26 protein-coding genes are annotated in these 26659 nt (G+C 72.3%); 20 read left to right on the forward strand and 6 right to left on the reverse strand.

Translation table 11 applies throughout. The features are described from left to right. Positions 1–302: 302 nt before the first annotated feature. From HP507_RS03445 to HP507_RS18300, 10 genes are read left to right on the forward strand one after another with little or no spacing between them, the layout of a single operon-like run. The gene (locus tag HP507_RS03445) at positions 303–659 is read left to right on the forward strand and encodes a carboxymuconolactone decarboxylase family protein (RefSeq protein ID WP_175350453.1); all 357 of its coding nucleotides are present in this window, start codon (positions 303–305) and stop codon (positions 657–659) included. A gap of 13 nt (positions 660–672) precedes the next feature. Further along, positions 673–1866: an LLM class flavin-dependent oxidoreductase gene (locus HP507_RS03450; RefSeq protein ID WP_175350454.1), complete on the forward strand. Its 1194-nt coding sequence runs from the start codon at positions 673–675 to the stop codon at positions 1864–1866. After that, positions 1863–3233 (forward strand): NtaA/DmoA family FMN-dependent monooxygenase, encoded by a 1371-nt coding sequence (locus tag HP507_RS03455; RefSeq protein WP_175350455.1) that lies wholly within the window; start codon positions 1863–1865, stop codon positions 3231–3233. The genes HP507_RS03450 and HP507_RS03455 overlap by 4 nt, the downstream gene beginning before the upstream one ends. Further along, positions 3230–4261: an LLM class flavin-dependent oxidoreductase gene (locus HP507_RS03460; protein WP_175350456.1), complete on the forward strand. Its 1032-nt coding sequence runs from the start codon at positions 3230–3232 to the stop codon at positions 4259–4261. Before HP507_RS03455 ends, HP507_RS03460 begins: the two co-directional genes overlap by 4 nt. After that, positions 4258–5313 (forward strand): ABC transporter permease, encoded by a 1056-nt coding sequence (locus HP507_RS03465; RefSeq protein ID WP_175350457.1) that lies wholly within the window; start codon positions 4258–4260, stop codon positions 5311–5313. Before HP507_RS03460 ends, HP507_RS03465 begins: the two co-directional genes overlap by 4 nt. Next, the gene (locus tag HP507_RS03470) at positions 5310–6200 is read left to right on the forward strand and encodes an ABC transporter permease (protein WP_175350458.1); all 891 of its coding nucleotides are present in this window, start codon (positions 5310–5312) and stop codon (positions 6198–6200) included. Before HP507_RS03465 ends, HP507_RS03470 begins: the two co-directional genes overlap by 4 nt. Next, positions 6197–7948, forward strand: coding sequence for a dipeptide ABC transporter ATP-binding protein (locus HP507_RS03475; protein WP_175350459.1), 1752 nt, complete (start codon positions 6197–6199; stop codon positions 7946–7948). Before HP507_RS03470 ends, HP507_RS03475 begins: the two co-directional genes overlap by 4 nt. Next, positions 7945–9567: an ABC transporter substrate-binding protein gene (locus tag HP507_RS03480; RefSeq protein ID WP_175350460.1), complete on the forward strand. Its 1623-nt coding sequence runs from the start codon at positions 7945–7947 to the stop codon at positions 9565–9567. The genes HP507_RS03475 and HP507_RS03480 overlap by 4 nt, the downstream gene beginning before the upstream one ends. Continuing rightward, a complete protein-coding gene (locus HP507_RS03485) occupies positions 9564–10721 on the forward strand; it encodes an LLM class flavin-dependent oxidoreductase (protein ID WP_175350461.1) in 1158 nt (385 codons plus the stop codon). Before HP507_RS03480 ends, HP507_RS03485 begins: the two co-directional genes overlap by 4 nt. After that, positions 10721–10987: a hypothetical protein gene (locus tag HP507_RS18300; RefSeq protein ID WP_333781353.1), complete on the forward strand. Its 267-nt coding sequence runs from the start codon at positions 10721–10723 to the stop codon at positions 10985–10987. The genes HP507_RS03485 and HP507_RS18300 overlap by 1 nt, the downstream gene beginning before the upstream one ends. 86 nt (positions 10988–11073) lie before the next feature. Here the strand turns inward: HP507_RS18300 and HP507_RS03495 are convergent, their stop codons facing one another. From HP507_RS03495 to HP507_RS03505, 3 genes are read right to left on the reverse strand one after another with little or no spacing between them, the layout of a single operon-like run. Next, positions 11074–12087: a transporter substrate-binding domain-containing protein gene (locus HP507_RS03495; protein ID WP_175350462.1), complete on the reverse strand. Its 1014-nt coding sequence runs from the start codon at positions 12085–12087 to the stop codon at positions 11074–11076. Between the two features lie 38 nt (positions 12088–12125). Then, positions 12126–12899, reverse strand: coding sequence for an amino acid ABC transporter ATP-binding protein (locus HP507_RS03500; protein ID WP_175350463.1), 774 nt, complete (start codon positions 12897–12899; stop codon positions 12126–12128). Further along, positions 12896–13966, reverse strand: coding sequence for an amino acid ABC transporter permease (locus HP507_RS03505; RefSeq protein ID WP_175350464.1), 1071 nt, complete (start codon positions 13964–13966; stop codon positions 12896–12898). Before HP507_RS03505 ends, HP507_RS03500 begins: the two co-directional genes overlap by 4 nt. 132 nt (positions 13967–14098) lie before the next feature. Here HP507_RS03505 and HP507_RS03510 point away from each other — a divergent pair, with 132 nt between their 5' ends. The 4 genes from HP507_RS03510 (at position 14099) to HP507_RS03525 (ending at position 16680) form a co-directional block, all read left to right on the forward strand. Beyond that, positions 14099–14350: a DUF4287 domain-containing protein gene (locus tag HP507_RS03510; RefSeq protein WP_175350465.1), complete on the forward strand. Its 252-nt coding sequence runs from the start codon at positions 14099–14101 to the stop codon at positions 14348–14350. Positions 14351–14430: 80 nt separating this feature from the next. Continuing rightward, entirely contained in the window at positions 14431–15003 is a 573-nt protein-coding gene (locus HP507_RS03515) for a hypothetical protein (RefSeq protein ID WP_175350466.1), read from the forward strand. After that, a complete protein-coding gene (locus HP507_RS03520; protein WP_175350467.1) occupies positions 15000–15668 on the forward strand; it encodes an RES family NAD+ phosphorylase in 669 nt (222 codons plus the stop codon). Before HP507_RS03515 ends, HP507_RS03520 begins: the two co-directional genes overlap by 4 nt. 46 nt (positions 15669–15714) lie before the next feature. Further along, positions 15715–16680, forward strand: a complete 966-nt coding sequence (locus HP507_RS03525; RefSeq protein WP_175350468.1) for a hypothetical protein — start codon at positions 15715–15717, stop codon at positions 16678–16680. Positions 16681–16734: 54 nt separating this feature from the next. Here HP507_RS03525 and HP507_RS03530 read toward each other — a convergent pair whose 3' ends face one another. Beyond that, positions 16735–17307 (reverse strand): GIY-YIG nuclease family protein, encoded by a 573-nt coding sequence (locus HP507_RS03530; protein ID WP_175350469.1) that lies wholly within the window; start codon positions 17305–17307, stop codon positions 16735–16737. Between the two features lie 55 nt (positions 17308–17362). Then, positions 17363–18208 carry a siderophore-interacting protein gene (locus tag HP507_RS03535; RefSeq protein WP_175350470.1) on the reverse strand — a complete coding sequence of 282 codons (846 nt, stop codon included), beginning with the start codon at positions 18206–18208 and terminating at the stop codon, positions 17363–17365. Positions 18209–18278: 70 nt separating this feature from the next. Here HP507_RS03535 and HP507_RS03540 point away from each other — a divergent pair, with 70 nt between their 5' ends. Then, positions 18279–18947: a biliverdin-producing heme oxygenase gene (locus tag HP507_RS03540; protein ID WP_175350471.1), complete on the forward strand. Its 669-nt coding sequence runs from the start codon at positions 18279–18281 to the stop codon at positions 18945–18947. Then, positions 18944–19237, forward strand: a complete 294-nt coding sequence (locus HP507_RS03545; RefSeq protein WP_175350472.1) for a DUF2470 domain-containing protein — start codon at positions 18944–18946, stop codon at positions 19235–19237. Before HP507_RS03540 ends, HP507_RS03545 begins: the two co-directional genes overlap by 4 nt. A gap of 26 nt (positions 19238–19263) precedes the next feature. Here the strand turns inward: HP507_RS03545 and HP507_RS03550 are convergent, their stop codons facing one another. Continuing rightward, positions 19264–20928 carry a BCCT family transporter gene (locus HP507_RS03550; protein WP_175350473.1) on the reverse strand — a complete coding sequence of 555 codons (1665 nt, stop codon included), beginning with the start codon at positions 20926–20928 and terminating at the stop codon, positions 19264–19266. 193 nt (positions 20929–21121) lie between these two features. On the opposite strand from HP507_RS03550, the gene HP507_RS03555 reads away from it, so the two are divergent. The 4 genes from HP507_RS03555 to HP507_RS03570 form a co-directional block, all read left to right on the forward strand. Continuing rightward, positions 21122–23779: a phosphoenolpyruvate carboxylase gene (locus HP507_RS03555; RefSeq protein WP_175350474.1), complete on the forward strand. Its 2658-nt coding sequence runs from the start codon at positions 21122–21124 to the stop codon at positions 23777–23779. A gap of 174 nt (positions 23780–23953) precedes the next feature. Then, positions 23954–25165 carry a multidrug effflux MFS transporter gene (locus tag HP507_RS03560; RefSeq protein WP_271207039.1) on the forward strand — a complete coding sequence of 404 codons (1212 nt, stop codon included), beginning with the start codon at positions 23954–23956 and terminating at the stop codon, positions 25163–25165. A gap of 131 nt (positions 25166–25296) precedes the next feature. Further along, entirely contained in the window at positions 25297–26256 is a 960-nt protein-coding gene (locus tag HP507_RS03565; protein WP_175350476.1) for a helix-turn-helix transcriptional regulator, read from the forward strand. 41 nt (positions 26257–26297) lie between these two features. Then, the coding region (locus HP507_RS03570) for an alpha/beta fold hydrolase (protein WP_175350477.1) at positions 26298–26659 on the forward strand (362 nt) is incomplete at its 3' end.

Here is a 26659-nt window from a genome sequence, read left to right on the forward strand (position 1 = left end):
TTCGGCGGGTACGGCGCCCGGATCGTCGTCGGCACGCCGGAGCAGGCGGCCGACACGATCGAGGAGTGGTACCGCTCCCGTGCGGCCGACGGCTTCAAACTCATGATCGACGAGTTCCCTCGGGGACTCGAGACCGTCGTCGACGAGCTCGTGCCGATCCTGCAGCGCCGCGGCCTCTGAACCACCCCTCGCGTGACGTCGTGTGACACCAGCCGCGGAGCACTGCGTCACACGGCGAAACCGCGGTTCACGGTCCGCAACACCCGTCGCCCGAGGACCGGGACGGCCCTAGCGTCGCCGCCATGACCGACTACCTGGACCGCGAGCACGACAAGACCTTCACGAAGGTCTACAAGCAGCAGACCCCGGACATCCTCAAGGCCTTCGTCCAGTTCGACGAGTCGGTGTTCCAGACCGAGGGACGAGCGATCCCGCTGAAGTACCGGGAGCTCATCGCCCTCGCCGTCGGCATCACGACGCAGTGCGTCTACTGCATCGACGGGCACAGCCAGCGCGCGGTGAAGGCCGGTGCGAACGACGCCGAGCTCGCCGAGGCCGCCTGGGTCGCGACGGCCATCCGCGCCGGCGGCGGGTTCGCCCACGGCCGGCTCGGCTTCAAGTTCGGCGCAAGCGCCGTCGACCCGGAACACACCCACTAGGAGCGTGCGCACCATGCCCGACCGCATCACCCTCGTCACCGCCCTGCAGGGCGCCGGCTGGCACCCCGCCGCCTGGCGCGTCGCCGGCCCGGCGGCGCAGCGACTCACGAGCCTCCGGCACTGGCGCGACGTCGTCGTCGAGCAGGACCGCCTGGGCGTCGACGCCGTCACCATCGAGGACTCCTTCACCGCCGGCCCCGTCGACGCCGCGGGCGACCTCGACACCCGCACGGTCGTCGGCCGGCTCGACGCGCTCCTCGTCGCGAACGCGGTCGCCCCCGCGACGCGCGCCGTCGGTCTGGTGCCGACCGTCTCCGTGACGCACACCGAACCCTTCCACGTCGCCACGGGCCTCCAGACCCTCGACCACGTCTCGCTCGGGCGAGCCGGATGGCGGGCCCAGGTGAGTCCGACGGTCCGCGAGGCGGCGCTCTTCGGCCGTCGCCCCGGCGGTGACGATGCTGCCGTCCTCTTCGACGAGGCCCGCGAGGTCGCCGAGGTCGTGCGCCGCCTCTGGGACAGCTGGGACGACGACGCGATCATCCGCGACGTCGCGACCGGCCGCTTCATCGACCGCGACCGCATCCACAACGCCGAGTACGAGGGCTCGTTCGTCTCCGCGCACGGCGCGTCGATCGTGCCACGGTCGCCGCAGGGGCGCCCGCCGGTCTTCTCGCTCGCGCACCGTGCCGACGCGGCCGCGTTCGCCGTGGACGCTGCGGACGTCGTGCTGGTCACGCCCGGCTACGGCGGACGGGAGGCGCGGGACCTGTTGGATGAAATCCGTCATCTCGAGCAGGTGGCTGGTTCCGACGTCCGTCGTCCGGTCCTCGCGGACCTCGCGGTGCTCATCGGGTCCTCGGCGGCCGAGGCCGCCGACGAGCTCGCCGCGCTCGACGCCGCTGCCGGAGCGCCGTACTCGGTCGGTTCCGGATCGGATACGTCCGTCCTCGCGACCACGGTTCCGGAGCTGGTGGCGCTGATCGGGGACCTTCGGGCTCTCGGCTACGCCGGCGTCCGGCTGCGGCCGCTGCGCATCCCGATCGACAGCACCGCGATCGCGCGGCAGCTCGTCCCCGGGCTCGTCACGGCCGGTCTCCGTGCCGACGTGGCCTCCCGTCCCACCGCCGACCTGCGCACGCGGCTCGGCATCGCCCCGGCGGTCAGCCGGTACGCGTCCTCGTCCTCGTTGGGGGTCTCAGCATGAGCAGCAAGCGTCAGGTCCACCTCGCCGCGCACTTCCCGGGCGTCAACAACACGACCGTCTGGAGCGACGACCGCGCCGAGAGCCAGATCGCGTTCTCGTCGTTCGAGCACTTCGCGAAGAACGCCGAGCGCGGGTTCTTCGACTACCTCTTCCTCGCCGAAGGGCTGCGACTCCGCGAGCAGAAGGGCCGGATCCACGACCTCGACGTCGTCGGCCGTCCGAACACGCTCGCGATCCTCGCCGCTCTGGCCGGCGTGACGTCGCACATCGGGCTGGTCGGGACCCTGCAGACGACCTTCAACGAACCGGTCGAGCTCGCGAAGCAGCTCGCCACGCTCGACCACCTCACCGACGGCCGCGCGGGCTGGAACGTCGTGACGAGTTCGGACGCGTTCCACGGCGCGAACTTCCGCCGTGGCGGGTACCTCGACCACGCGGAGCGGTACACGCGCGCCGCGGAGTTCATCGAGCTCTCCCGCGAGCTCTGGGACTCGTGGGAGCAGGACGCCGTCGTGGCGAACCTCCCGACCGGGGTCTTCGCCGACCGCTCCCGGATTCGCGACGTCGACCACCACGGCCCGCAGTTCGACGTCACCGGCACGTTCCCAGTGCCGCGGAGCCCGCAGGAGCACCCCGTGGTCGTCCAGGCCGGCGACTCCGACGAGGGCCGCGAACTCGCCGCAGCCCACGCCGAGGTGATCTTCTCTCTGCACACCGAGTTCCACGACGCGAAGTCCTACTACGACGACATCACGGCACGACTCGAGCGCTTCGGCCGGTCGAAGGACGAGCTGCACATCCTGCCGGCGTCGACCTTCGTGCTCGGCGACACACCGGAGGACGCCGCCGAGAAGGCCCGAGCCATCCAACGCGCCCAGGTCAGCCCCGCCACGGCGATCGCGTTCCTCGAGCAGGTCTGGAACCGCGACCTTTCCGGGTACGACGTCGACGGGCCCCTGCCGGACGTCGAGCCCGACCTCGACGCGGACACCATCACCCGCGGTCGGGTCCGGCACGTGCTGGACCCGCGCGCGCTCGTGCAGTCGTGGCGCGACCGGGCCGCCGCCGAACACCTCTCGATCCGCGACCTCGTCATCGAGGTGTCCACGCGCGGCGGCTTCGTCGGCACGCCGTCGTACATCGCCTCGGAGATCGACCGGTACGTGCAGGAGCGGGCCACGGACGGCTTCGTGGTCGTGCCGCACACCAACCCGTACGGTCTCGACGAGTTCGTCGACACGGTCGTCCCGCTGCTCCAGGAGCGCGGCGTGTACCGGGAGTCGTACACCGAGGGCGCGACGCTCCGCGACACGCTCGGCCTACCGGGGACCATCCGTTCGCGCCAGCGGACCGGGGCACTCGCATGACGGTCTCGAGTCTCGCGATCCTGGTCCCCGGGAACTTCGAGGACGACGCGCCCGTCGAGGGGCTCGAGGCCACGCTCGACCTCTTCGCCACGGCGGAGCGTCTCGGTGTCGACGGCGCCTGGGTCCGGCACCGCCACCTCGAGCACGGGATCGGCTCCGCGGCGGTGTTCCTGGCCGCGGCGTCGCAGCGTACGACCGCGATCGAGCTCGGCGTCGCGGTGGTGCCGATCGGGTGGGAGAGCCCGTTCCGTCTCGCCGAGGACTTCTCGCTCGCGGACGTGTTGTCGCACGGACGGCTCCAGGTCGGGCTGTCGACGAGCGCGCCGCACGAGGACATCCTCGGCGACCTGGTGTTCGACGGCGACTGGCGCTCGTTCGACCGTGGGTACGGCCGCGTGACCCGGTTCGTGGACAACCTGCGCGGGTCGTTCCTCGGCGAGGAGGACACGCTCATCCAGAGCCCGGGCAACGTGCAGCGACCGCGTCTGCAGCCGTACGCCCCGGGCCTCGTCGACCGGGTGTGGTACGGCGGGGGATCGCTCCGCTCGGCGGCCTTCGCCGGGAGCGCCGGCCTCAACCTGCTCATCGGCAACCTCACCTCGGGTGAGGGCACCGACGACTACGGCACCGCGCAGCGGAACCAGCTCGCCGCGTACCGTGCGGCGCTGCCGTCGGGCCGCGCACCCCGCGTGGCCTGGGGACGGTGTGTCGTCCCGACGGACTCGGCCGACCGCACCTCGCGCGACCGCTACCGGTCGTGGTACGAGTCGCGCCTCGCTCGCCAGACCGCGCCGCAGGGTCCTCGTCGCACCCTCTTCTCGGCGGACCTCGTGGGTCCGGCCGAGCACATCGTCGAACAGCTCGTGCAGGACGCCACACTCGCTGAGGTCGACGAGTTCCGCATCGAGCTGCCGTACGAGTTCGCCGGCGACGAGTACGAGCAGATCGTCGCCGACGTCGTGTCGAAGGTCGCACCGGCGCTCGGCTGGACGGCGCGCCCGGCGCCCCGCCAGGTGGTGACGGCGTGACCCGGTACGTGTTCTCGCGCATCGGGCAGGCGGTGCTCGTGCTCTGGGCTGCGTGGACGATCTCCTTCTTCGTCCTCTACGTCCTGCCGAGCGACCCCGCCCGGATCATGCTCGGCCCGGACGCCACCGACGTGTCGCAGGCGCAGCTCGACGCGCTCCGCCACCAGTACGGCCTCGACCAGCCCGTCCTCGTGCAGTACGTCCAGCACCTCGGCTCGCTGCTGACGGGTGACCTCGGCCACTCGATCGGCGTCGGACGGCCGGTCTCCCAGGTGATCGGCGAGGCCGTCGGCCCGACCGTGCAGATCGCGGTCGTCGGCCTGCTGCTGGCCATCGTGTTCGGCGGGGGACTCGCGGTCCTCGCGACCTGGACCCGGAACCGTTCCCTCGGACAGTTCCTCCTGCAGCTGCCCCCGATCGGCGTCGCCGTCCCGGGCTTCTGGTTCGCCCTGCTGCTCGTGCAGTGGTTCTCGTTCGGCCTGCACGTGTTCCCGGCGTTCGGCGGCGAGGGACCTCCGTCGGTCGTGCTGCCCGCGATCACCCTGGCGCTGCCCACCGGTGCGACGATCGCCCAGCTGCTGTCGAAGTCCCTCGTGGCGACGCTCCGCGAGCCGTACGTCGACACCGCGTACGCCAAGGGCGCCGGGCGCTGGCGGGTGCAGCTCCGGCACGCGCTGAAGAACGCCGCGTTGCCGGCCCTCACCGTCACCGGACTCATCGTCGGGCAGCTGTTCTCCGGCACCGTCGTCACCGAGACGGTGTTCTCCCGCCCGGGCCTCGGCCGCGTCACCGCGACGGCGGTGCAGGGGCAGGACATCCCCGTCGTCCAGGGCATCGTGCTCGTCGCCGCGGCGATCTTCGTCGTCGCGAACCTCGTCGTCGACCTCGTGTACCCGCTCCTCGACCCGCGTGTGGTCCTGGCGGGGAGTCGCCGGAAGCTCCGGGAGCAGGACGGTACGGCCCCGGGCGACGGCACGCCGGACGGGCCGCGCGGCGCGACGCCGGGCGGCGGAACCGGCACCACGACCGCACCCCAGGGAGCCCCCGCATGACCGAGACCACGCAGCTCGCGATCGGCCGTTCCGCGCCGCTCGTCACCGACCGGCTCCCCGGGGGAGCGACCGCGCTGCGGGGTCTCGTCGCCCGGCCGACACTCACGGTCGCGGTCCTCTGGCTCGCCCTCGTCGTCCTCGCCGCGCTGCTCCCCGGAGCCCTGACACACCACGACCCGCTCGCCGCGGAGCCGGCCGTGAAGCTCACCGCGCCGGACGCCGCGCACTGGTTCGGCACCGACCAGCTCGGTCGCGACCTCTACGCACGCGTCATCCACGGCACCGCGCTGACCCTGCAGGCCGCGATCCTCGCGATCCTCATCGGCCTCGTCGGCGGCTCGGTGGTCGGGCTCCTCGCCGGGTTCGTCGGCGGGGCGGTCGACACCGTGCTCATGCGTGTCGCGGACGTCCTGCTCGCGATCCCGAGCCTGTTGCTGTCGCTGACGATCGTCACCGTCCTGGGCTTCGGCACCGTGAACGTCGCGGTGGCGGTCGGCGTCGCGAGCATCGCCACCATCGCTCGGATCATGCGCTCCGAGGTCGTTCGGGTCCGCACGGCGGCCTACGTCGAAGCCGCCTCCGCGAACGGCAACCGTTGGTGGCGCGTCCTGCTCGTGCACGTGCTGCCGAACGCCGCCGGTCCGGTGCTCGTGCTCGCCGCACTCGAGTTCGGCACCGCGATCCTCGCCGTCTCGAGCCTGAGCTTCCTCGGCTACGGCGCCCAGCCGCCACAGCCCGAGTGGGGCTCCCTGGTCGCCACCGGTCGCGACTTCATCGCGACCTCGTGGTGGCTCACCACCATCCCGGGTCTCGTCATCGCGGTCACGGTCCTCGCCGGCAACCGCGTCGCCCGGGCCCTCGACACCGAACGGCGGGCCGTCCGATGAGCCTCCTCAGCATCCGCGACCTCACGGTCGCGTACGGCCACGGCCGGCACGCGCGCACGGCACTGCACGGCGTCTCCCTCGACGTCGGTCGCGGCGAACGCGTCGCGATCGTCGGCGAGTCCGGTTCGGGCAAGTCGACGGCGGCGCACGCGGTCCTCCGGCTCCTGCCCGCAGCGGCCGACCTGACGGGAGGCACGGTGCGGCTCTCCGGGACCGTCGCCGGTTCCGCGGACCTCGACCTGGTGACCGCCTCCGACGCCGAGGTGCGCTCGGTGCGCGGCGTCCGGATCGGCTTCGTCCCGCAGGACCCCACCGTCTCGCTCAACCCCGTCACGAGGATCGGCAAGCAGGTCGCCGAGGTGCTCGAGATCCACGGCATCGCGACCGGCGCCGAGGCGCACGAACGCGCCGTGGAGGAGTTGCGCCGCGCCGGCATCGACCGCCCGGAGCTGCGCGCGAAGCAGTACCCGCACGAGCTCTCCGGCGGGATGCGGCAGCGCGTCCTCATCGCCATCGCGCTCATCGGCGACCCGGAGCTCCTGGTCGCGGACGAACCGACGAGCGCCCTCGACGTCACGATGCAGCGGACGATCCTCGACCACCTGGACCGGCTCGTCGCCGAGCGGGGCACGAGCGTCCTCTTCATCACGCACGACCTCGGGGTCGCCGCGGACCGGGCCGACCGCATCGTCGTGATGTCCGAGGGACGGATCGTCGAGGAGGGCACCCCCGCCGAGGTGCTCGGTGCATCGCGCGAGCCGTACACCCGTGCGCTCATCGCCGCGGCGCCCAGTCTCGATGACGTGACCGTGTCCGTCGGATCCGCGCCGTCCCCGCGGGCTCGGCCGGCCGGCCGCTCCGCAGGCTCCGCGTCCGTCCGGAACCGGCCCGAGGGGGCCCACCTCCAGTCCGAGGACAGCGACCCCCTGGTCGTCGCGACGGGGCTGCGGAAGTCCTTCGCCCGCGTGGCCGCCGTCGACGGCGTCGACCTGACCGTCCCGCGCGGTCGCACCCTCGCCCTTGTGGGGGAGTCCGGGTCCGGGAAGTCGACCACCGCGCGGCTCGTGCTCGGTCTCGAACGCGCCGACGCCGGCACGGTCCGCTTCGACGGCGACGACGTGACCGCTGCCCGCGGTGCTGGGTTGCGGGCCTACCGGCGCCGCGCGCAGGTCGTACAGCAGAACCCGTACGCGGCCCTGCACCCGCGCCTGTCGGTCGGTTCGATCATCGCCGACCCGCTCGCGGCGTTCGGCATCGGCACCCGGCGTTCGCGTGCGGCCCGCGTTGCGGAGTTGCTCGACCTCGTCGCCCTGCCTGCCTCCGCGGCGGAGCGTCGACCGTCGGAACTGTCGGGCGGGCAGCGGCAGCGCGTCGCGATCGCCCGGGCGCTCGTGCTCGACCCGTCGTTCGTGGTCCTCGACGAACCCGTCTCGGCGCTCGACGTGTCCGTGCAAGCGCAGATCCTCGACTTGCTCGCGTCGCTCCAGTCGACGCTCGGCGTCTCGTACCTCTTCATCTCGCACGACCTCGCCGTCGTCCGCCGCATCGCGCACGAGGTGTCCGTCCTCCGAGGCGGCCGCGTGGTCGAGCACGGCGGCGTCGCCGACGTCCTCCACGACCCGCAGCACGAGTACACCTGCGCGCTGCTCGACGCGATCCCCGGGCGATCTCGGCGCGGTCCCGTCCTGGCCGCTCCCGCCTCCGATCCCGCACCCGCCTCTGATCCCGCACCCGAAGGAGCCTCATGACCATCCACCGCACCCCGATCCGTCTGGTGACCGCGATCGCGGTCGGCACCGCGGCGGCCCTGGTGATGGCCGGCTGCTCGTCGGACAGCACCGCGTCGTCGTCCTCGTCGAAGCCCGTCGACGGCGGCTCGCTGACCTACGCCGTCGCGAACGACCCGATCACGCTCAACCCGAGCGGGACCGGTGCCGGCAACGACACGCTCGCCATCACCCGGCAGCTCGTCGACTCGCTGCTCTGGCAGGACCCGTCGGACGGATCCCTCAAGCCGTGGCTCGCGACGAAGTACGCGGCGAACAGCGACGCGACAGCGTTCACGTTCGACCTCCGGTCCGGTGTGACGTTCTCCGACGGATCGTCCTTCGATGCCACCGCTGTCAAGGACACTTTCGACGACATCGCGAAGGCCGGGGCGTCGAGCACGGCCGCGGCGTACTTCTCCGGGTACAAGGAGACGAAGGTCGTCGACGACGACAGCGTCGAGGTCGACTTCACGACCCCGAACGCCGCGTTCCCGAACGCCACCGCATCGGTCGCGCTCGGCATCGTCGCGCCGAAGACCACCGAGACGCCGTTCGACGACCGGGCCGACGGCAAGGCGGTCATCGGGACCGGGCCGTTCACGCTGTCGTCGTACACGAAGAACACCTCCACCGTTCTGACGAAGCGCAAGGACTACGACTGGGGTCCCGCCGCGCGGTCGAACGCCGGGGCGGCGCACCTGTCGAAGGTGACGTTCCAGGTCGTTCCGGAGGCGAGCGTCCGAACGGGCAGTCTGCAGTCCGGCCAGCTCGACGCGATCAGCAGCGTGCAGCCGAGCGACGTCGACACGCTCAAGTCGCAGTACGACCTCGTCAGCCGTGCCAACCCCGGGCAGGTGTTCGGCCTGACGTTCAACCAGAAGCGCCCGCTCGTGTCCGACCTCGTCGTCCGCAAGGCGATCGCGCAGGCCGTCGACCCGAAGACCGTGCGGGACACGTCGCTGAACGACCTGTTCAAGGTCGCGACCTCGGTGCTCGGTTCGACCACGCCCGGATACAAGAACACGTCCTCGGCGATCTCGTACGACCCGACGGCGGCGGCCTCGGCGCTGCAGGACGCCGGGTGGGAGAAGGGCTCGGACGGCATCCGCGCGAAGGATGGTCAGACGCTCCAGCTCAAGCTCATCTGGATCACCAACTTCGGGCCGAACCAGACCTCGCTCGAACTCATCCAGCAGGAGCTGAAGAAGGTCGGCGTCGGCCTCACGCTCGAGAGCGGCACCGTCCCGCAGTACCTCGCCAACACCACGAGCGGCGACTGGGACCTCGCGTGGGACAACAACTCCCGCGCCGACGGTGACGTCCTCCGCTCGAAGTTCTCCAGCGACGGCGCCCAGTCGATCGGCGCCGGGGACAGCACGCTCGACGCCCTCTTCACGAAGGAGCTCTCGCAGTCGTCGGCGACCGACCGCACCGCCACGTTCTCGTCGATCCAGCAGCGCATCGCCGCGCAGGTCGACTTCGTCCCCGTGCACGAGCTCACCAGCATCATCGCCACCGCGAAGGACGTGCACGGCGTCGCGTTCGGTGCGGACACCCGCCTCGACCAGCTCACCGGCGCGTGGAAGGACGCAGCATGACCGCCGTCCCCCTGTCGATCCTCGACCTCGTGCCGGTCAGCGCCGGTTCATCGGCGGCAGCGGCCCTGCACCGGACCGTGGACCTCGCGGTCGCGGCGGAACGCGCCGGGTACGCCCGGTACTGGCTGGCCGAGCACCACCTCAACCCGGGCGTCGCCGGCAGCGCGCCGAACATCGTGATCGGGGCGGTGGCCGCGGCGACCTCGACGATCCGGGTCGGCAGCGCGGCGACCCTGGTCGGCAACGTCCGCGGGCTGCAGATCGCCGAGACTTTCGGCACACTCGCCGCGCTGTACGGACCGCGGATCGACCTCGGGCTCGGACGATCGGGTGCCCCCGCGCCCGGGACCCCGAAGCCGCCGTCGCTCGCTCTCCGCGCGGACGAGGTGGTCGACGGTCTGCTCATCCCGGCCCCGTTCGACTTCCGGGTCGCCCCGCGCAGCCGGTTCGCCCTGCAGGGCGAGCTGCTCGGCCGGGTGCCGGGCGACGTCGACCGGTTCGAGGGCGAACTCGACCTGATCCGGGCACTGTTCGCCGGGAACTGGTCGCGCGACGGCGCGGTCGTCGAGGCCCCGCCGGCGGCTGCCGCTCCCGTCGAGCTCTGGATCCACGGCTCGACGGGCGGCGCGAGCGCCCGGGCCGCCGGCGCGCTCGGCCTGCCGTACGGTGCGAATTACCACACGTCGCCGGGCACGGTCCTGGCATCGGTGCAGGCGTACCGCGACGCGTTCCAGCCCGGCGTGCTCGACGCCCCGCACGTCATCGTGTCGGCGGACGTCGTGGTGGGCCGTACCGCGGACGAGGCCGAGGAACTCGCGCTCGGGTACGGCCAGTGGGTGCACTCGATCCGCTCCGGCGTCGGGGCGATCGAGTACCCGACTCCCGACGAGGCACGGGCGACGCCGCTGTCGGACGATGACACGGCCGCCGTCGCCGACCGCATCGCCACCCGGTTCGTTGGCGACGCTGCACAGGTCGCGGACGGACTCGAGACGTTGCGCCGCGTGACAGGAGCGGACGAACTCCTCGTCACCACGATCACGCACGACCACGATGCCCGCGTGCGCTCCTACGAGCTGCTCGCTGTGGAGTGGTCTGCGCGGGCCGACGTCGGGGTGGGAGCGGGCTCCGTGCCGGCCGGCGCGGTGCGCTGATGCGGTTCCAGCTGCTCGACATCGTCCCGTACCAGGAGGACCCGGACGCCGGCCCGTTCCTCTCCGCCGCACCGTCCGTGCTGCTCGGGGCGCTCGCGGCCTCGACCTCGCGCATCCGCCTGCAGACCGGCGTCACCGTGCTGTCGATCCTCGATCCCAGGCGTTCTCGGGCCGCGCAGGCGGACTGGGCGGGCGATTCGCCTCCCGTTCGTCCTGTGCGCGCGTATCGCGACGCTCCACCAGTTGATCGACGTGTGCCGTGTTGACGGGTGCGCACGCATCTATTGCCCGCACGCGACGACACCCCCGTGGCCAGGCCAGCCACGGGGGTGCCGCGCGCAGAAGCGCAGCGTCAGCCGGCGTCGAGCGGGAGGCCCTCCGGGTTGAGCTCGGACTGCTGCACGGCCTCGTTCGACAGGTTGTACGCCTTGAGCCACTTCGCGTACGTGCCGTCGTCGATGAGCTCGTCGATCGCTTCCTGGATCGGTTTCGCGAGCCCGTTCCCCTTCTTCGTCGTCGCCGCGATGAGGCCCTGCAGGTCGGCGCCCGCGCCGGAGTAGGTCCCCGCGGTGGTCGTCGCCTTCGCGGTGCCGGCGTCCTGTTTGTTCTGGTACGCGATGGTCGGGTTCGGCCCGAGGTAGCCGTCGACCTTGCCGGACTGCACCGCGAGGAGCTTCGCGTTCGCGTCGGGGTAGTACTTCACGGTGATCGTCTTCCCCTGCTTCTCGAGGTCGGACTTCCAGCCGAGGAGGATCTTCTCCTGGTTGGTGCCGGAGTCGGTCGCGATGGTCTTGCCCGCGAGCACCGACGGGTCGCCGTCGAACTTCAGGGAGCTGCCCTTCTTCACCTGCAGCGCGAGGTTGTCCTGACGGTACGAGGCGAAGTCGTACTTCTCCTTGCGCTGCTCGGTCACGGTGATGTTCGACAGGCCGACGTCGACCGAGCCGCCGTCGATGCCGACGAACAGGTTGTCCCAGGTGGCGTTCTTCACCTGCGGCTCGAGGCCGAGCTTGGCGGCGACGAGCCTGCCGATGTCGGGCTCGGAGCCGGTGAGGGTCTTCTGGTCGTCGCCGGTGAACGCCAGCGGCGGGTAGCCCGACGGGAGTGCGCCGACGCCGATGACGAGCTTGCCGGACTGCTTGACGTCGGCGGGGAGCTCCTCGTGGAGCTTCGTGTCCTCCGTGACGGTGAGTTTCGTCTCCGTCGCGGCACCGTTCGACGCTGCTCCGATCGTGACGCTGCCGTCCGACGAGCCGGTGCCGGCGGCCGCTCCGGTCGCGCAGCCGGCGAGGGCGAGGACGACGCCGGTGGCGAGGACGAGGGCGCCGGCGGCGTGCCGCCAGCGTGCTGGGCTGTTCGTGGACATGGTTCTCCTGGGGTCGGGTGCTGCGGGAAACGGGGAGGTCAGCGGACGCGGGACAGGAAGTCGCGCGTGCGGGGGTGCTGCGGGTCGTCGATGAGCTGCGCGGGCGGCCCCTGCTCGACGATGCGGCCGTAGTCGAGGAAGACGACGTGGTCGGCGACCTCGCGGGCGAAGGCGACCTCGTGCGTGACGATCACGAGGGTCGTGCCGGACTCGGCGAGGTCCCGGATCACACCGAGCACCTCGCCGACGAGCTCCGGGTCGAGGGCGGAGGTCGGTTCGTCGAGCAGGACCACCGACGGTTCGAGCGCCAGCGCCCGGGCGATCGCGACACGCTGCTGCTGGCCGCCGGAGAACTGGCGGGGGCGGGTGTCCGCGCGGTCGCCGAGGCCGACCCGTTCGAGCAGGACGCGGGCCCGGTCGCGCGCCGACGCACGGTCGACGCCCGCTGCGATCGGTCCCTCGGCCACGTTCTCGAGCGCGGTGAGGTGCGGGAACAGGTTGAAGTGCTGGAAGACGAACCCGATCCGGGAGCGCTGTCGGAGGATGTGCCGCTCGGGCAGCTCCTTGTACCGGGGGACCCCGTCGCGGCCGGTGCGGAGCCGGACGCCGATCGTCTCGCCGCCGACGGTGACCACACCACGGTCCAGCGGCTCGAGGTGGTTGATCGCCCGGAGCAGCGTGGACTTGCCGGACCCGGACGGACCGAGGATCACGGTCACGCTGCCGGACGGCAGGGACAGGTCGACGCCGTCGATGACGACGTTGTCACCGAACGCCTTCACGGCGCCGTGGATGCCGATGGTGGCGCTCATCGATCCGCTCCTGTCCCGGCGGTCCGCCGCAGCCCTGTCACGGCGGTCCGCCGCAGCCCTGTCCCCGCGGTCCGCCGCAGCGCGGTCCGCAGCCGCTGGACGGGCGTCGGCGGCAGCGCCCGGACGGAACCGCGCGCCGTCCACCGCTTGACGTAGTACTGGACGATCGACACGGCGCTGGTGAGCGCGAGGTACCAGATCGTCGCCACGACGAGCAGCGGGATGATGTCCGTCGGGTACGTGCTGGACAGGTTCTGCACCACGCCGAACAGGTCGAGCAGCGACACGTAGAACAGCAGTGAGGACGCCTTCAGCAGCCCGACGATCTGGTTCACGAACGCCGGCACGATCGACCGCAGCGCCTGCGGCAGGATCACCCGGACGAACTGCCGGCGGCGGGGGAGTCCGAGCGCCTGGGCCGCCTCGTGCTGTCCGTGGTCGACGGCGAGGACGCCGGCGCGCACGATCTCCGACGCGTACGCGACCTCGCTGAGGCTCAGGCCGATGACACCGATCGCGAGGTCGCCGAGGACGTTCGCGGTCGGCACCTCGACCTGCGGGCCGAAGGGGATGCCGATCCCGATCGTCGGGTACAGCGACCCGAGGTTGTACAGGAAGACCAGCACGAGGATGAGCGGCACCGAGCGGAAGAGCCAGACGTAGCCCCAGGCCAGGCCGGACAGCACCGGGTTCCGGGACAGCCTCGCGACCGCGACGACGATGCCGCCCGCGAAGCTGATCACGGCGCTCAGCGCGGTCGCGACGAGGGTGAGCTGCAGGCCGGTGAGGATCGCCGGGCTGAACAGCCACTTCCCGACGGCCGGCCAGCCCCACTGCTCGTTCGTGAAGAGCGTCTCGACGAAGTTCAGGAGCACCACGAGCACGAGCGCCGCGGCGATCCAGCGCAGCGGGTGCCGCAGCGGGACGACGGGACGGTCGAGCGCGGCGCGTCCGGACGCGTCGATGGTGGCGTCGGTCGGACGGGAGGCGCGGTGCGCGTCCGCGACGCCGGTCGCGCCGTCGGGGCTGGTCGCGCGACGCCGCAGCGCATCGGTGGTCTGGGTCATGTCGCGACCGTAGGAGCTGCGCGGGCGACCGACAACGGGCTGCGAAACACATCGGCACGCGGCGGAACACCGCGTCATGAACGCCTCGCGGATGACGCTCCGTGACGCTCCGCGGCCGCTATCGTGACCGGCATGACCGCACACCGCGTGACCGTGCCCGAGCCGCCGGCCGACGGCAGCAAGCCGAAGGGGCCGGCGTCGTACTTCCCGAGCATCGAACGGACGTACGGGCGCCCGGTGCAGGACTGGCTCGACCTCATCACCGAGCAGCTGGACGACCATCGGCACATGGAGGTCGTGACCTGGCTCAAGACCGAGCACGGCTTCGGACACGGACACGCGAACGCCCTGGTCGGTTACGTCCGGCGAGCACTCGCGGATTGACCCGGTCCGGGCCGCGAGTGGTTGACGCGGTTGTCGCACCTGCGGGACAATGGGTTGACACGGTTGACGGGAGACGGGCCATGGCGACCACAGCACGAGCACGAGCACGTGCCGAGCACGACGGGGCGAACGACCGAGCCGCGCTGAGCGCCTCCGCGGAAGCCCTCCTCGACGCGCTTCGTCGGCGGCTCGTCAGCGGGCACGCGGACGGCGCGCTCGGCGACGGTGTCGACGTCGACGTGCTCGCGGACCGCATGGTGGCCGCGCTCCCCGCCGTCAAGCACGAGGCCGACGCGCTGATCGGCCCGTTCTACGACACCCCGACGCTCGCTGCGTGGCGCGGGGTCACCAGGCAGGCGCTCAGCAAGGCGACGGCGAAACGCGACCTGATCGGTCTGAAGATCGGCGACGGCAGCCTCGTCTACCCGTCGTTCCAGTTCGGCGCCTCGGGCGCGCCGCTGCCGAACCTGCGGCAGGTGCTCGCGCTCATCGACCCGGACCGGATCGACCCGTGGGGCAGCGCCCTGTGGCTCAACACCGTGGCGGACGAGTTCGGCGGCACCACCGCCGCGCAGGCGCTCCGCGACGGCCGGGACGAGCAGGTGCTCGCGGCAGCCCGTCGTGCCGCGCACGCGTGGGCGGCGGACGCGTGACGCCGAGCCGGAACGAGGTCGCCCAGCGGCCGCCGCGTGACGACCTCGCCCTCGAGGACTTCCCGGTCGAGGAGTCCCGTGGCACCACGTTCTACCGGGCGAAGCGACACGACCGCGGCGCGTGGTGGTTCGCCAGCGCCGAACCCGATGCCGACGGTGTGGACGGGGGACGCTTCGACCTCGCCGTTCCGCGCGGCACGTGCTACTGGGCCGACGCCGTCGAGGTCGCCGTGCGGGAACGGCTGGCCCACCACGTCCTCACGACGAACACCGTGTTCGCCTCCCGTGCGCGGGAGATGGTCGTCGTCGCCGCCCGGGCGTCGCGGGGACGACGCTTCGCGGACGTCACCCATCCCGCAGCCGTCCGGTACGGCGTCGGTGCCGAGCTGCAGACCATGACGGACTACCGCGTTCCGCAGGCCTGGGCACGGGCGTTCGATGCGGCCGGGTTCGCCGGTGTGCGCTACAGCACCCGGTTCACGAGCGCCTCGGCCGCCAACGCGTGGGCCGTGTTCGGTGCGGCCGGCGTCCCGAAGCGCCCACGGCCCGAGCGGGTGCACCGGGACGGCGTGACGGCGTGCCGCGAGTCGGGGATCCGGGTGCTCGACGACGGGTCCGAGGCCGGGCCGGAGCGTTTCACCTTCACCACCCCGCCGGAGGACTGAGGGGCCGACGATCGCCGGTGTCGGTGGTCGTGCCTACCGTGACGGCGTGGCCGAACCCGTCGACGCGTGGTGGCGCCGCCGGCAGTGGTCGCGCGGTGCCGCGGTGCCGTACGCCGTGGGGGAGTTCCGTGCCGAGTGGGCGTCCTACCCCGTGCTCGTCCGGCAGTACCACCCGGAGTGGAACCACGGCGTCGTCCTGACGCAGGTCCCGCCGGCGGCCGAGGTGCTGCTCACGTGGGAGTGCGACGTGGGACACGTCTTCGTGGCCACGCCAGCCGAACAGCGATCCCGCCCGGGCCGTGAGCGTCGGCGTTCGGTGTGGTGCCCGGAGTGCGCGGTGCAGGCGCAGCCCCAGCGCTGGCCCGTCCTGCCCGCCGACTGGCCGTCCGGGGTGCCCGTACCGCAGCGCGTCGTCCGGCTCACGGGGCGGCAGACCCTGCCCGCGGCGCCGGCACGGGGCGTCCCGGCCGGAGCGATGGCGTCCGCGCGGACACGGCGACGCCCGGACCCCACGGCGCCCCGGACTCCGAAGCCGGCCGTCCCGCGGTCGATCTGCCCGAAGACGCCCCGCCTGCCCTCGGGCGAGTCGTTCGCGAGCGTCTGCGCACCGGCGACGGCGTCCGCGGTGGAGGCCGAGCTCCGCGCCGCGCTGGCCGAACGCTTCGCCTTCACGTACGACCACTCCGCGATCCGCCTCGACCGTCCGTTCTTCGACCACGTGGAGGTCTGGCCGGACATCATCCTGCCGGAGCTCCGCGTCGCGATCGAGTACGACTCCACCGGACGCCACGGGCTCGAGCACGTCGGACCCCGGCAGGAGACCGACCGGCGGAAGGACCGTGCCGTGCGGGCCGTCGGGTGGGAGGTCGTGCGCATCCGGACCGGGCGGCTGCAGGCCCTCGGTCCCCACGACCTCGAAGTGTCCGGCATCTCCGGCCGCACGGTCGCCCGACTGATCGACACACTGCGGGACATCCGCGGCAGCCTATTCGTCGACGCCTACGCCCGCTGACCGCGCCGCCCGCGCCGCCCGCGCAGCCCGCGCCGCGCCGCGCCGCCCGTGCGCTCAGGTGCGGAGCGCCAGCGCCTCGCTCGTCCACCGGGCGTGCAGCTCCCACGGGTCGGTCACCCCCGAGGCCACGGCGTCGACGTGCGCGAGCAGTTCCGGCGTCACCCGGAACCACTCGGTGCCCGGGTACCGGGTGGCGGCGAACCGCGCGTGCCGCCGCCGTTCGAGGGTCCGGTCGCCGCGCTCGAACCCGAGCAGGTCCTGGTGCGGGATCGCCGCGAGCCGCTGGCGCGGGTTGGCGGTCGTCCCGATCTTGATCCGGTCGCCGAAGTCGTCGCGCATCCGCAGGTAGTAGACGACGTCGACGCGCGGAGGAGCGAGCTCGCCGTCGGGGACGTCCCCGTACCGCCACTCGCACGTGACGCACACCGCACGGGAGGGGTACCGGACCCCGACCCGCGACCCGCACACCGGGCACGGGCCGGGCAGCGCGTCCTCGACGCCGGCGTGCTCGGCGACGAACTCGGTCACGAGCGTGACGTGCCCCGCGCAGAGCGGCACCGGCGGCGAGCCGTCGCCGACAGCGACCGGTGCGTGGCAACCGGGCACGCAGCAGGAGAGGGCGATCATGCCGGGAACGCTAGCCGGACCCACCGACGCGAGCCGTGCCTCCCGGCCCAGGCTGTCACTCGGTGAAGATGACGCCGATCGGCTCGCGCTTCTCCTCCTGGAACCGGTCCTCGGCCCGGCCGAGCGCCCAGTATGCGGACAGCGACATCTCGGACTTCTCGAGTCCCCAGTCGTCCTGCAGCAGCCGACGGATCGCCTTCATCGCGGTCCGCTCGCCGTGCGCGAAGACCTGGACGGGCCGGGAGGCGCGCACCAGCGACCGGGCGGCCTCCAGCAGGAGCGTGCCCGGCTCGGCGCCGGTGGCGTCGCGGTGCAGCCACCGCAGGTCCACACCGGCGGGGTGGCGGACGGGCTGCTCGTCGGCGGGGCCGGCCACCTCGACCAGGGCGACGCCCGTGGCGGAGTCGGGCAGCGCCTCCAGGGCGGCGGAGATCGCGGGCAGGGCGCTGTCGTCACCGAGCAGCACGTGCGTGACGGCCGGGTCGGCGGAGGGGGCGTACCCGCCGCCGGGTCCGGAGAGCGCGAGCAGGTCGCCGGGCTGCGCCGCGGCCGCCCAGGGGCCGGCGAGGCCCTCGTCGCCGTGCACGACGAAGTCGACGGCGATGGTCTTCGCGTCGTGGTCGACCGCGCGGACCGTGTACGTGCGCCGAGCCGGGCGATCCTGCTTGGGGAGCGTCTGGCGGAGCCCCTCGAGGTCGTACGGGGGAGTGAGGCCGAGTGACGGCTTCGCGAGCAGGAGCTTCACGTACTTGTCCGTCGCAGCGAGGCGCTCCGGATCCGCGCCGCCGACGAAGTCGTCGAAGGCGGGGCCGCCGAGGTGCACGCGGACCATGTGCGGGGAGAGGCGCTCCGTGCGGTCGACGACGAAGACGTGCTGGGGGCGATTGGGTTTCGAGCTCATCGGTGCGAGCTTCCTCTCCGTTGCTTGGCGCGGCGCTTGACGTATCGGTGACTAAGGTTAGCCTTACCTCATGGACACGACCGTCATCCCGTTCTCCGAACTGCTGCGCACGCGGACCCGTCGCTCGCACGGCACCTCGGCCGGGAGCGGCTTCATGCACGACCTGCTCCGGGGCGGGTGCGACGTCGCCGACTACGCGGCCCTGCTCGGACAGTACTCGTTCGTGTACGACGCCCTCGAGCGTGCTGCCGAACGGATGGCCGACCACCCCGTCGCGTTCCCCTTCGTCACCTCCCAGCTGACGCGCATGCCCGCGATCCGGGCGGACCTCGAGTACCTCGTCGGACCGGACTGGTCGGAGCTCGTGTGCCCGCTGCCCGCGACCACGGCCTACGTCCGCCGCCTCAACGAGGTCGCCGCCGAGTGGCCGGGCGGATTCGTCGCACACCACTACACGCGGTACCTCGGGGACCTGTCCGGCGGCCAGGTGATCGGGAAGGTGCTCGCCGACCAGTTCGGGTTCGAGACGAACGGCATCCTCTTCTACATCTTCGACCAGGTCGCCGACCCGGGGGCGTTCAAGGACACCTACCGGGCGCAGCTCGACGCCGCGCCGTGGTCGGCCGAGGAGCAGGAGCGGGTGATCGCCGAGGTCGAGCTCGCCTACGCCCTCAACAACGGGCTGCTCGAGGAGCTCGACGCACGCCGCGGGGGCGCGGACGCCGTGGTGACCGCATGAGCGCGCCGCTCGACGACGAGGCACGGGGTGCGATCCTCCGGCACATGAACGACGACCACGGCCGGGACAACCTCGTGATCGTCCGGGCGAACGGCGCGGCGACGGCCGTGGCGGCCACCATGACCGAGATCGACGCTATCGCCGGCGTCTGGATCGCGCAGCTCGACGACGGCGCCGAGGAGCAGGTCGTCGTGCCGTGGACCACTCCGTTGACCGATCGACGGTCGGCCCGCGTGCAGATCGTCGAGGCGCACGCCGCGGCCCGGGCGCAGCTCTCCGAGCCGAGCTGAGCCTCCCCGGCGGTCCGACCCAACGCTCAGTGGCGCATGCGGCGCGCGAGCTTCTGGATCGGACCGGTTCTCGGGGCCCGCTCGGCGGGGTCGACGACCTCCTGCTGGTAGAACTCCGCCAGGTCGGACATGAGCGCCCGCCGCTCCGCCCGCGCGTACGCACGCCGCTCACGGGTGAACGCGATCACCGTCGACCAGCACATCAGGATCATCACGATGCTGAACGGCAGGGCGGTCGTGATCGCCGCGGTCTTCAGCGCGTCGAGCCCACCTGCGAGCAGCAGCGCCACCGCGACCAGCGCCGTGACGCCGGCGAAGAAGACGCGGATCCAGTTCTTCGGCTCGATCTGTCCTCCGGTCGCGATCATCCCCATCACGAGCGCCCCCGAGTCCGCGGAGGTCACGAAGAACACCCCGATGAGGATGATCGCCCCGATGACGAGCACCGTGCCGGCCGGCAGGCTCCCGAGCAGCTGGAAGAGGACCTGCTCGACGGACACGCTGCCGTCCGCCCCGATGAGATCGGCGTGGCCGTGCAACTGGTCGTACAGCGCCGTGCCACCCATGATCGCGAACCACAGGAAGGTCAGGAGCGTCGGCACGAACAGCACGCCGAGCACGAACTGCCGGACCGTGCGACCGCGGGAGATCCGTGCGATGAAGATGCCCACGAACGGCGCCCAGGACATCCACCAGCCCCAGTAGAACGTCGTCCACGCCCCCTGCCACTCCTGTCCGGACTTCCCCGCGAACGCGCTCGTGTCGAACGCCAGCCCGACGAAGCCCTGGACGTACTGTCCGATCGACTGGACGAACTCGCCGAGCAGGAACTGGGTCGGGCCGACGAACAGCACGAACACCAGCAGGACCGCTGCGAGCGCGAGGTTGATGTTCGACAGGATCTTCATGCCCGTGCCGACCCCGCTCAGCAGCGAGCCGATCGCGATCAGGGTGACCACGACGATCAGCCCGATCTGCAGCCCCAGCGTGTCGTCGGCGATCCCGGTGTAGTCCAGTCCGGAGCCGATCTGCAGCACGCCGAGCCCGAGTGACGTGGCGACGCCGAACAGCGTGCCGATCAGCGCGAGCACGTCGATGAGGTTCCCCCACCCACCGACGACCCGCCTGCCGAGCAGGGGCTCGAGCGCCCACCGGATCGACACCGGTCGCGACCGGCGGTGGATCGCGTAGGCGAGCGCGAGCCCGACCACGACGTAGATCGCCCAGGCGTGCAGGCCCCAGTGCAGGAACGTCTGCGTGACGGCCTGCTGCGCCAGGGCGTCGTCGTCGCCGGTCACCCCGGGGCGCGGCGAGGCGAAGTGACTGAGCGGCTCGGCGACGCCGTAGAAGACGAGCCCGATGCCCATGCCCGCGGCGAACAGCAGCGCGAGCCACGACATCGTGGAGAACTCCGGCCGCTCGTCGTCCTGGCCGAGCACGATGTCGCCGAAGCGGCTGAACCCGATCCAGATCGCGAACACGACGAACCCGGCGGCGGCGATCACGTAGTACCAGCCGAAGTCCCGCACGATGGCGCCCTGCACGGCGGTGAAGGCGTCCTCCGTGGCGCGCGGTGCCGCGAGGGCGACCACGACGAACGCGAGGACGAGTCCTGCGGCGGGCCAGAAGACCCATCGTTCGAGCGGCGGTGCGGTGCTCTCGGGCGCTGTCGGCTCGGCCGTCTCGCTCATCCGGTCCCTCCACCTGCGGATGCGGCGCATCCCTGGCCGGATCCTACGAACGCAGTCGGATGTTCGTCCGGGTGTGATGGGAACCTGCCGCGATCCCGGCGGTCCGTCCGGACGGTTGTCGTCACCCGTCTCGACGGGCCGATACGCTGCTGGGAGCCGGGACCAGCCTCCCGGCGGACGCGGAAAGGACCACATGACGGCGATCGACGGCAACACGCGCCACGGGCGCCCGCGGGACGACGTCAGCGGCGCGGTCGACAGCGACCTGCGCTCGGACGTGCGGTACCTCGGCAACCTGCTCGGGCGGGTGCTGCGCGAGACCGGTGGCGAGGACCTGCTGCACGACGTGGAGAGCCTGCGCGCCGCGGTCATCGACGCGTTCGAGGGCGGCGACGCCGAGGGTGCGGCGCGTGCCGAGGCGATCGTCGCGGGCATGTCCGCCGAGCGGGCCGAAGCCGTCGCGCAGGCGTTCACGACGTACTTCCACCTGACGAACCTGGCGGAGGAGCACCACCGTGTCCGCGTGCTGCGGCACCGCGGAGACGACGGCGGTCTCGCCGGGGACTCGTTCCCGGCGACCTACGCCTCGCTCGTCGAGGAGGTCGGGGACGATGCGGCCGCCGCACGGCTCCGGGAGCTCCGCTTCCACCCCGTGCTCACCGCGCACCCGACCGAGGCCCGCCGACGCGCGGTGACCACGGCCGTGCGTCGCATCACGGACCTCATCGACGAGCGCGACCGGACGACGAACGCCACCGCCCGTGCGGAGAACGAGCGCCGGCTGCTCGAGGAGATCACGACGCTCCTCCGCACCTCGCCGCTCCGCACGACCCGGCCGACCCCGCTCGACGAGGTCCGCACGGCGATGAGCGTGTTCGACCAGACGCTGTTCGAGATCGTCCCGCAGGTGTACCGACTGCTCGACGACCGGCTGCAGGGCGACGACGCCGGCCGTGCCCCGGTGACCGCGCCGGCGTTCGTCCGGTTCGGCACCTGGATCGGCGGGGACCGCGACGGCAACCCGCACGTGACCGCCGAGGTCACCCGCCAGGCCGCCGAGATCGCGGCCGAGCACATCCTGCTCGGCCTCGCCCGCGCTGCGACCCGCATCGGCAGCACCCTGACGCTCGACGCGAACGAGACCCCCGCCGACGCCGGCCTCACCGCGCTCGTCGCGACGCAGGAGGCGCTCGACGCGGGGATCGCCGAGCGCATCGGGGTCCGCGCTCCGAACGAGACGCACCGCCGTGCCCTCATGTTCGTCGCGGCCCGCATCGACGCCACCCGCCAGGGGGACTCCCGGCTCGCGTACGCCGGGCCGGACGCGCTCCTCACGGACCTCCGCGTCATCCAGACGTCGCTCGTCGCGGCCGGTGCCACGCGCCCCGCGAACGGCGAGCTGCAGAACCTCATCTGGCAGGTCGAGACCTTCGGGTTCCACCTCGCCGAGCTCGAGGTCCGGCAGCACTCGCAGGTGCACCGGAACGCCCTGGCCGAGATCCGCGCGGGCGGCGAGCTGAGCGAGATGACGGAGGAGGTCCTCTCCGTCTTCCGCACGATCGCGTCGCTGCAGTCGCGCTACGGGGTGCGTTCCGCCAGCCGGTACATCGTCTCGTTCACCCAGTCGGCCGAGGACCTGGCGAACGTCCACGAGCTCGCGGTCGCAGCCCTGGGATCGCCCGAGGCCGCCCCCGTGCTCGACGTCATCCCGCTGTTCGAGACCTTCGCGGACCTGCACGCCAGCGTCGACATCCTCGACGAGGCCGTCCGCACCGAGGCGTTCCAGCGACGCCTCGCCGCCACGGGCCGTCGGCTCGAGGTCATGCTCGGCTACTCGGACTCGTCGAAGGACGTCGGCCCGGTGTCGGCGAACCTCGCGCTCTACGACGCCCAGGCACGCATCGCCGACTGGGCGAAGGAGCACGACGTCGAGCTGACGCTGTTCCACGGCCGCGGCGGTTCGCTCGGACGCGGCGGCGGACCCGCGAACGAGGCCGTCCTCGCGCAGCCGCCGGGGTCGATCGACGGACGGCTCAAGCTCACCGAGCAGGGCGAGGTCATCTTCGCCCAGTACGGCGACAAGGACATCGCCGCCCGGCACCTCGAGCAGATGGCGTCGGCGACCCTGTTCGCGTCGTCGCCGTCGAACGAGGAGCGCACGGCCGTCGCCGCGACCCGCTTCGCCGACCTCGCGCAGCAGCTCGACGACGTCTCGCGGCAGGCGTTCTACGACCTCGTGAAGGCCGACGGGTTCGCGCCGTGGTTCGCCCGGGTGACCCCGATGGAGGAGATCGGTCTCCTGCCGCTCGGCTCCCGTCCGGCCCGCCGCGGGCTCTCGGTCGAGTCCCTGGAGGACCTGCGGGCCATCCCGTGGGTGTTCTCGTGGACGCAGGCGCGCATCAACCTCGCGGGCTGGTACGGCCTCGGCGCCGCGCTCGAGGCCGTCGGCGACGTGGAGCTCCTCCGCACCGCCTACGCCGAGTGGCCGCTGTTCGGCGCGATGATCAAGAACGTCGAGATGTCGCTCGCCAAGACCGACGAGCACATCGCCCGCCGGTACCTCGAACTCGCCGACCGCGACGACCTCGCCGCGAAGGTGCTGGACGAGATGGTCCGCACCCGCGACTGGGTGCTGCGCGTCTCCGGCGGCAGTGACGTCCTCGAGGACCGGCCGGTCCTCGCCCGCGCCGTCCGCCTCCGCAGCCCCTACGTCGACGCGCTGTCGCACCTGCAGCTGCGGGCCCTCCGGGCGATCCGCACCTCCGGCAGCACGGACCCGGCGGACGGCGACCACCGGCTGCTGCTCCTCACCGTGAACGGGATCGCGGCCGGCCTGCAGAACACGGGCTGATTCCGCGGTCGCGCAACCGCCTGGAGGCGCGGTGCCGGTCCGACGGGCCGGCACCGCGCCTCCAGGCGGTTGCGCAGCATCCGCGACACGACACGAGTCGATCGACGCGCGTTCTGTCGGAACCGCCGAGCTCGGCCTTGTCGAATCGATTCGGGTGCGCGTACCGTGGCCGTCGTGACGACGGAGCGCACCCGGATCCCGACCGCGACCACGGTCCTGCCGCCGATCCTGCCGCTCGCCCTCATCGTGGGCGTCTCGCCGTTCGCGACCGACATGTACATCCCGGCCCTGCCGGCGATCGCGCGCGACCTCGGCACCACGCCGGGTGCGGTCCAGCTCTCGCTGACGGCGTTCCTCGTCGCGTTCGCCGTCGGCCAGCTGCTCGCCGGACCGGTGAGCGACGGGATCGGGCGACGGCCGCTCCTGCTCGTCGGCACCGCCGTCTTCGCGCTCGCGTCGGTGGGGTGCGCGTTCGCGCCGGACGTCGTGACGCTCGTCCTCGCCCGGGTGTTCCAGGGGCTCGCCGGGGCCGCGGGCGCGGTGGCCGGACGGGCGATGGTCTCCGACGTCACCGGTGGCCCGCGGATGGCGAAGGTGTTCGGGACGCTCGCGGCGATCAACGCGATCGGACCGGTCGTGGCACCGCTGGCCGGGGGAGCCGTTCTCACCATCGGCACGTGGCGGCTCATGTTCGTCGTGCTCGCCGTCCTCGGTGCGGTGTTCTTCGTCGCGGTGGTCGTGCGGTTCCGCGAGACGCTGCCACGGGAGTTCCGCGGCGGGGTCGGTCTCGGGGCGAACTGGTCGCGCATCCGGGAGCTCATGGCCATCCCGCGGTTCCGCGCCTACGTCCTGACCGGGGTGCTCTCCACGATCGGCTTCTTCGCGTACATCGCCACGAGCTCGTTCGTGTTCCAGACCGAGTTCGGGTTCTCAGAGGGGATGTACACGCTCGTCTTCGCCACGAACGCGTCGATGATGATCGTCACGACGCTGGTGTTCCGCCGCGTCGTCGGGCGGTTCTCGGAGGACGCGCTGCTGTCGTTCGGCCTCGCGGTCGGGACACTCGGAGCCGTCGGCGTCCTGGTGTCCGCGCTGCTCGGGCTCGGCGTCGTCCCGGTGTGGGTCTCGCTCGCGGTGGTCACCGGAGCCTGGGGTTTCGTACTGCCGGCGGCGATGACGCGGACGCAGCACATCGGCGCGGCGCACCCCGGTACCGCCGCTGCACTGCAGGGCGGGCTGACGTTCGGGCTCGGGGGACTGGGCACGCCCCTCGCCGGCGCGCTCGGGGGCACGGCACTCGCGATGGGGTCCGTGATGGCGGTGCTGATGGCTGCCGCCGTCGCGGTCCAACTCGTCGCGACCCGGCGAGGACGCTCCGTCTCCTGAGACCACCGAGGGGCGCTCACCGAACCTGAACTCTGCTCTGTTCATCCGCTTCGCGCAGCCGCGGAGCCGTTACCCGCGAGGCGGGGCGGCGAACCATCGGGGTTGTGCGCCGCCGTGTCACGATTCGGACGATGAACGCCGAGCCCGACCCCAGGACCAGCTTCGAGACGTCCGGGGCCGATCTCGAGGCGGCGGTCCACATGTACCAGGACGCGTACGGGAGCGACGGGTTCCGGGCGACCCGGACGGACCGGGCGTTCAGCTACCGGTTCCGGGTGACCGGCGACGACACCATGTCCTTCCGCTCGACACGCTTCGACGCCCGGATGGAGGGCGAGGTCGAGTCGGGAGACGAGTACGTCGTGATGTGGCTCGCCGACGGCGGCGGGATCGTGGACGTCGGCCGGCAGGAGGTCGCCTTCAGACCCGGTACGCCGATGATGTTCCCCACGGGACGCCCCTTCGCGTTCGACCTGCAGGACGTCCGGCAGAGCCTCGTCCAGTTCGAGCGCACCTTCCTCGAGCGGGTGGCCGCGGAGGAGCACGGCACGCAGCCCGCGCCGCTCGTGTTCGACCACACGCAGGCGCCGCGCACGGAGGACCTGCGCCGCTGGAACACCCAGGTCCAGCGCGCCGCCGAGACCGTGCTCGGCAACGGGCCCGTGTCGCCGCTCGTGCTCGCCGAGACCGCGCGGGACACCGCCCTGGCGCTGCTCCGCACCTTCCCGCACACCGCCCTCGCTCCCGACGTCACGCTGCCGCAGGGCGCGACGGGACGGGTGCGCGAGGCCGTCGAGTACATGCACGCGTTCGCCCACACGCCGATCACCACGACGGACGTCGCCGAGCACGTCGGGCTCAGCGTGCGCGGGCTGCAGCAGGCCTTCCAGCGCCAGGTCGGGTCCGCGCCGAACGGGATGCTGCGCGGGATCCGCCTCGACCGGGTGCGCGAGGAGCTCCGCCGATCGGCCCCGGGCGAGGTCACGGTCGCCGCCGTCGCGGTCCGGTGGGGGTTCGCGCACCTCGGTCGGTTCTCGGGCGCGTACGCGGCGCGGTTCGGCGAGTACCCGCGCGACACGCTGCACGGCTGAGGCCAGGGACTCCGATCGGCCGCCCCGCTACGCTTCGCAGGGTGCGCAGACCTCGACCGTGGGTGATCGTCCCCGGGATCTGGAACTCCGGCCCCGACCACTGGCAGTCGCTGTGGCAGGACGAACGCGCAGCGGACGACGACCACGGAGTGGTCCGCATCGAGCCGACGTCCTGGAGCGAACCCGACCCGGGCGACTGGACGGCGGCGATCTCCCGCGCCGTGGCGGCGTCCGACGAGCCGCCGGTGCTCATCGCGCACAGCCTGGGCGTCCTGGCCGTCGCGGGCTGGCTGCGGGACGCCGGACGCGCTCCGATCGCCGGGGCGTTCCTCGTCGCACCGCCGGACCCGCTCGGACCCGGGTACCCGGACGCCGCCGTCGGGTTCACCGCGCCGACCGGGAC

The sequence above is a fragment of the Curtobacterium pusillum genome (genome assembly GCF_013359865.1).
Taxonomy (GTDB): Bacteria; Actinomycetota; Actinomycetes; order Actinomycetales; family Microbacteriaceae; genus Curtobacterium; species Curtobacterium pusillum.

Bases quoted from the DNA above. Each gene is read 5' to 3' on its own strand.
- HP507_RS03445 (WP_175350453.1), top strand. From the start codon at position 303: ATGACCGACTACCTGGACCGCGAGCACGACAAGACCTTCACGAAGGTC.
- HP507_RS03450 (WP_175350454.1), top strand. From the start codon at position 673: ATGCCCGACCGCATCACCCTCGTCACCGCCCTGCAGGGCGCCGGCTGG.
- HP507_RS03455 (WP_175350455.1), top strand. From the start codon at position 1,863: ATGAGCAGCAAGCGTCAGGTCCACCTCGCCGCGCACTTCCCGGGCGTC.
- HP507_RS03460 (WP_175350456.1), top strand. From the start codon at position 3,230: ATGACGGTCTCGAGTCTCGCGATCCTGGTCCCCGGGAACTTCGAGGAC.
- HP507_RS03470 (WP_175350458.1), top strand. From the start codon at position 5,310: ATGACCGAGACCACGCAGCTCGCGATCGGCCGTTCCGCGCCGCTCGTC.
- HP507_RS03475 (WP_175350459.1), top strand. From the start codon at position 6,197: ATGAGCCTCCTCAGCATCCGCGACCTCACGGTCGCGTACGGCCACGGC.
- HP507_RS03480 (WP_175350460.1), top strand. From the start codon at position 7,945: ATGACCATCCACCGCACCCCGATCCGTCTGGTGACCGCGATCGCGGTC.
- HP507_RS03485 (WP_175350461.1), top strand. From the start codon at position 9,564: ATGACCGCCGTCCCCCTGTCGATCCTCGACCTCGTGCCGGTCAGCGCC.
- HP507_RS18300 (WP_333781353.1), top strand. From the start codon at position 10,721: ATGCGGTTCCAGCTGCTCGACATCGTCCCGTACCAGGAGGACCCGGAC.
- HP507_RS03495 (WP_175350462.1), bottom strand. From the start codon at position 12,087: ATGTCCACGAACAGCCCAGCACGCTGGCGGCACGCCGCCGGCGCCCTC.
- HP507_RS03500 (WP_175350463.1), bottom strand. From the start codon at position 12,899: ATGAGCGCCACCATCGGCATCCACGGCGCCGTGAAGGCGTTCGGTGAC.
- HP507_RS03505 (WP_175350464.1), bottom strand. From the start codon at position 13,966: ATGACCCAGACCACCGATGCGCTGCGGCGTCGCGCGACCAGCCCCGAC.
- HP507_RS03510 (WP_175350465.1), top strand. From the start codon at position 14,099: ATGACCGCACACCGCGTGACCGTGCCCGAGCCGCCGGCCGACGGCAGC.
- HP507_RS03515 (WP_175350466.1), top strand. From the start codon at position 14,431: ATGGCGACCACAGCACGAGCACGAGCACGTGCCGAGCACGACGGGGCG.
- HP507_RS03530 (WP_175350469.1), bottom strand. From the start codon at position 17,307: ATGATCGCCCTCTCCTGCTGCGTGCCCGGTTGCCACGCACCGGTCGCT.
- HP507_RS03535 (WP_175350470.1), bottom strand. From the start codon at position 18,208: ATGAGCTCGAAACCCAATCGCCCCCAGCACGTCTTCGTCGTCGACCGC.
- HP507_RS03540 (WP_175350471.1), top strand. From the start codon at position 18,279: ATGGACACGACCGTCATCCCGTTCTCCGAACTGCTGCGCACGCGGACC.
- HP507_RS03545 (WP_175350472.1), top strand. From the start codon at position 18,944: ATGAGCGCGCCGCTCGACGACGAGGCACGGGGTGCGATCCTCCGGCAC.
- HP507_RS03550 (WP_175350473.1), bottom strand. From the start codon at position 20,928: ATGAGCGAGACGGCCGAGCCGACAGCGCCCGAGAGCACCGCACCGCCG.
- HP507_RS03555 (WP_175350474.1), top strand. From the start codon at position 21,122: ATGACGGCGATCGACGGCAACACGCGCCACGGGCGCCCGCGGGACGAC.
- HP507_RS03565 (WP_175350476.1), top strand. From the start codon at position 25,297: ATGAACGCCGAGCCCGACCCCAGGACCAGCTTCGAGACGTCCGGGGCC.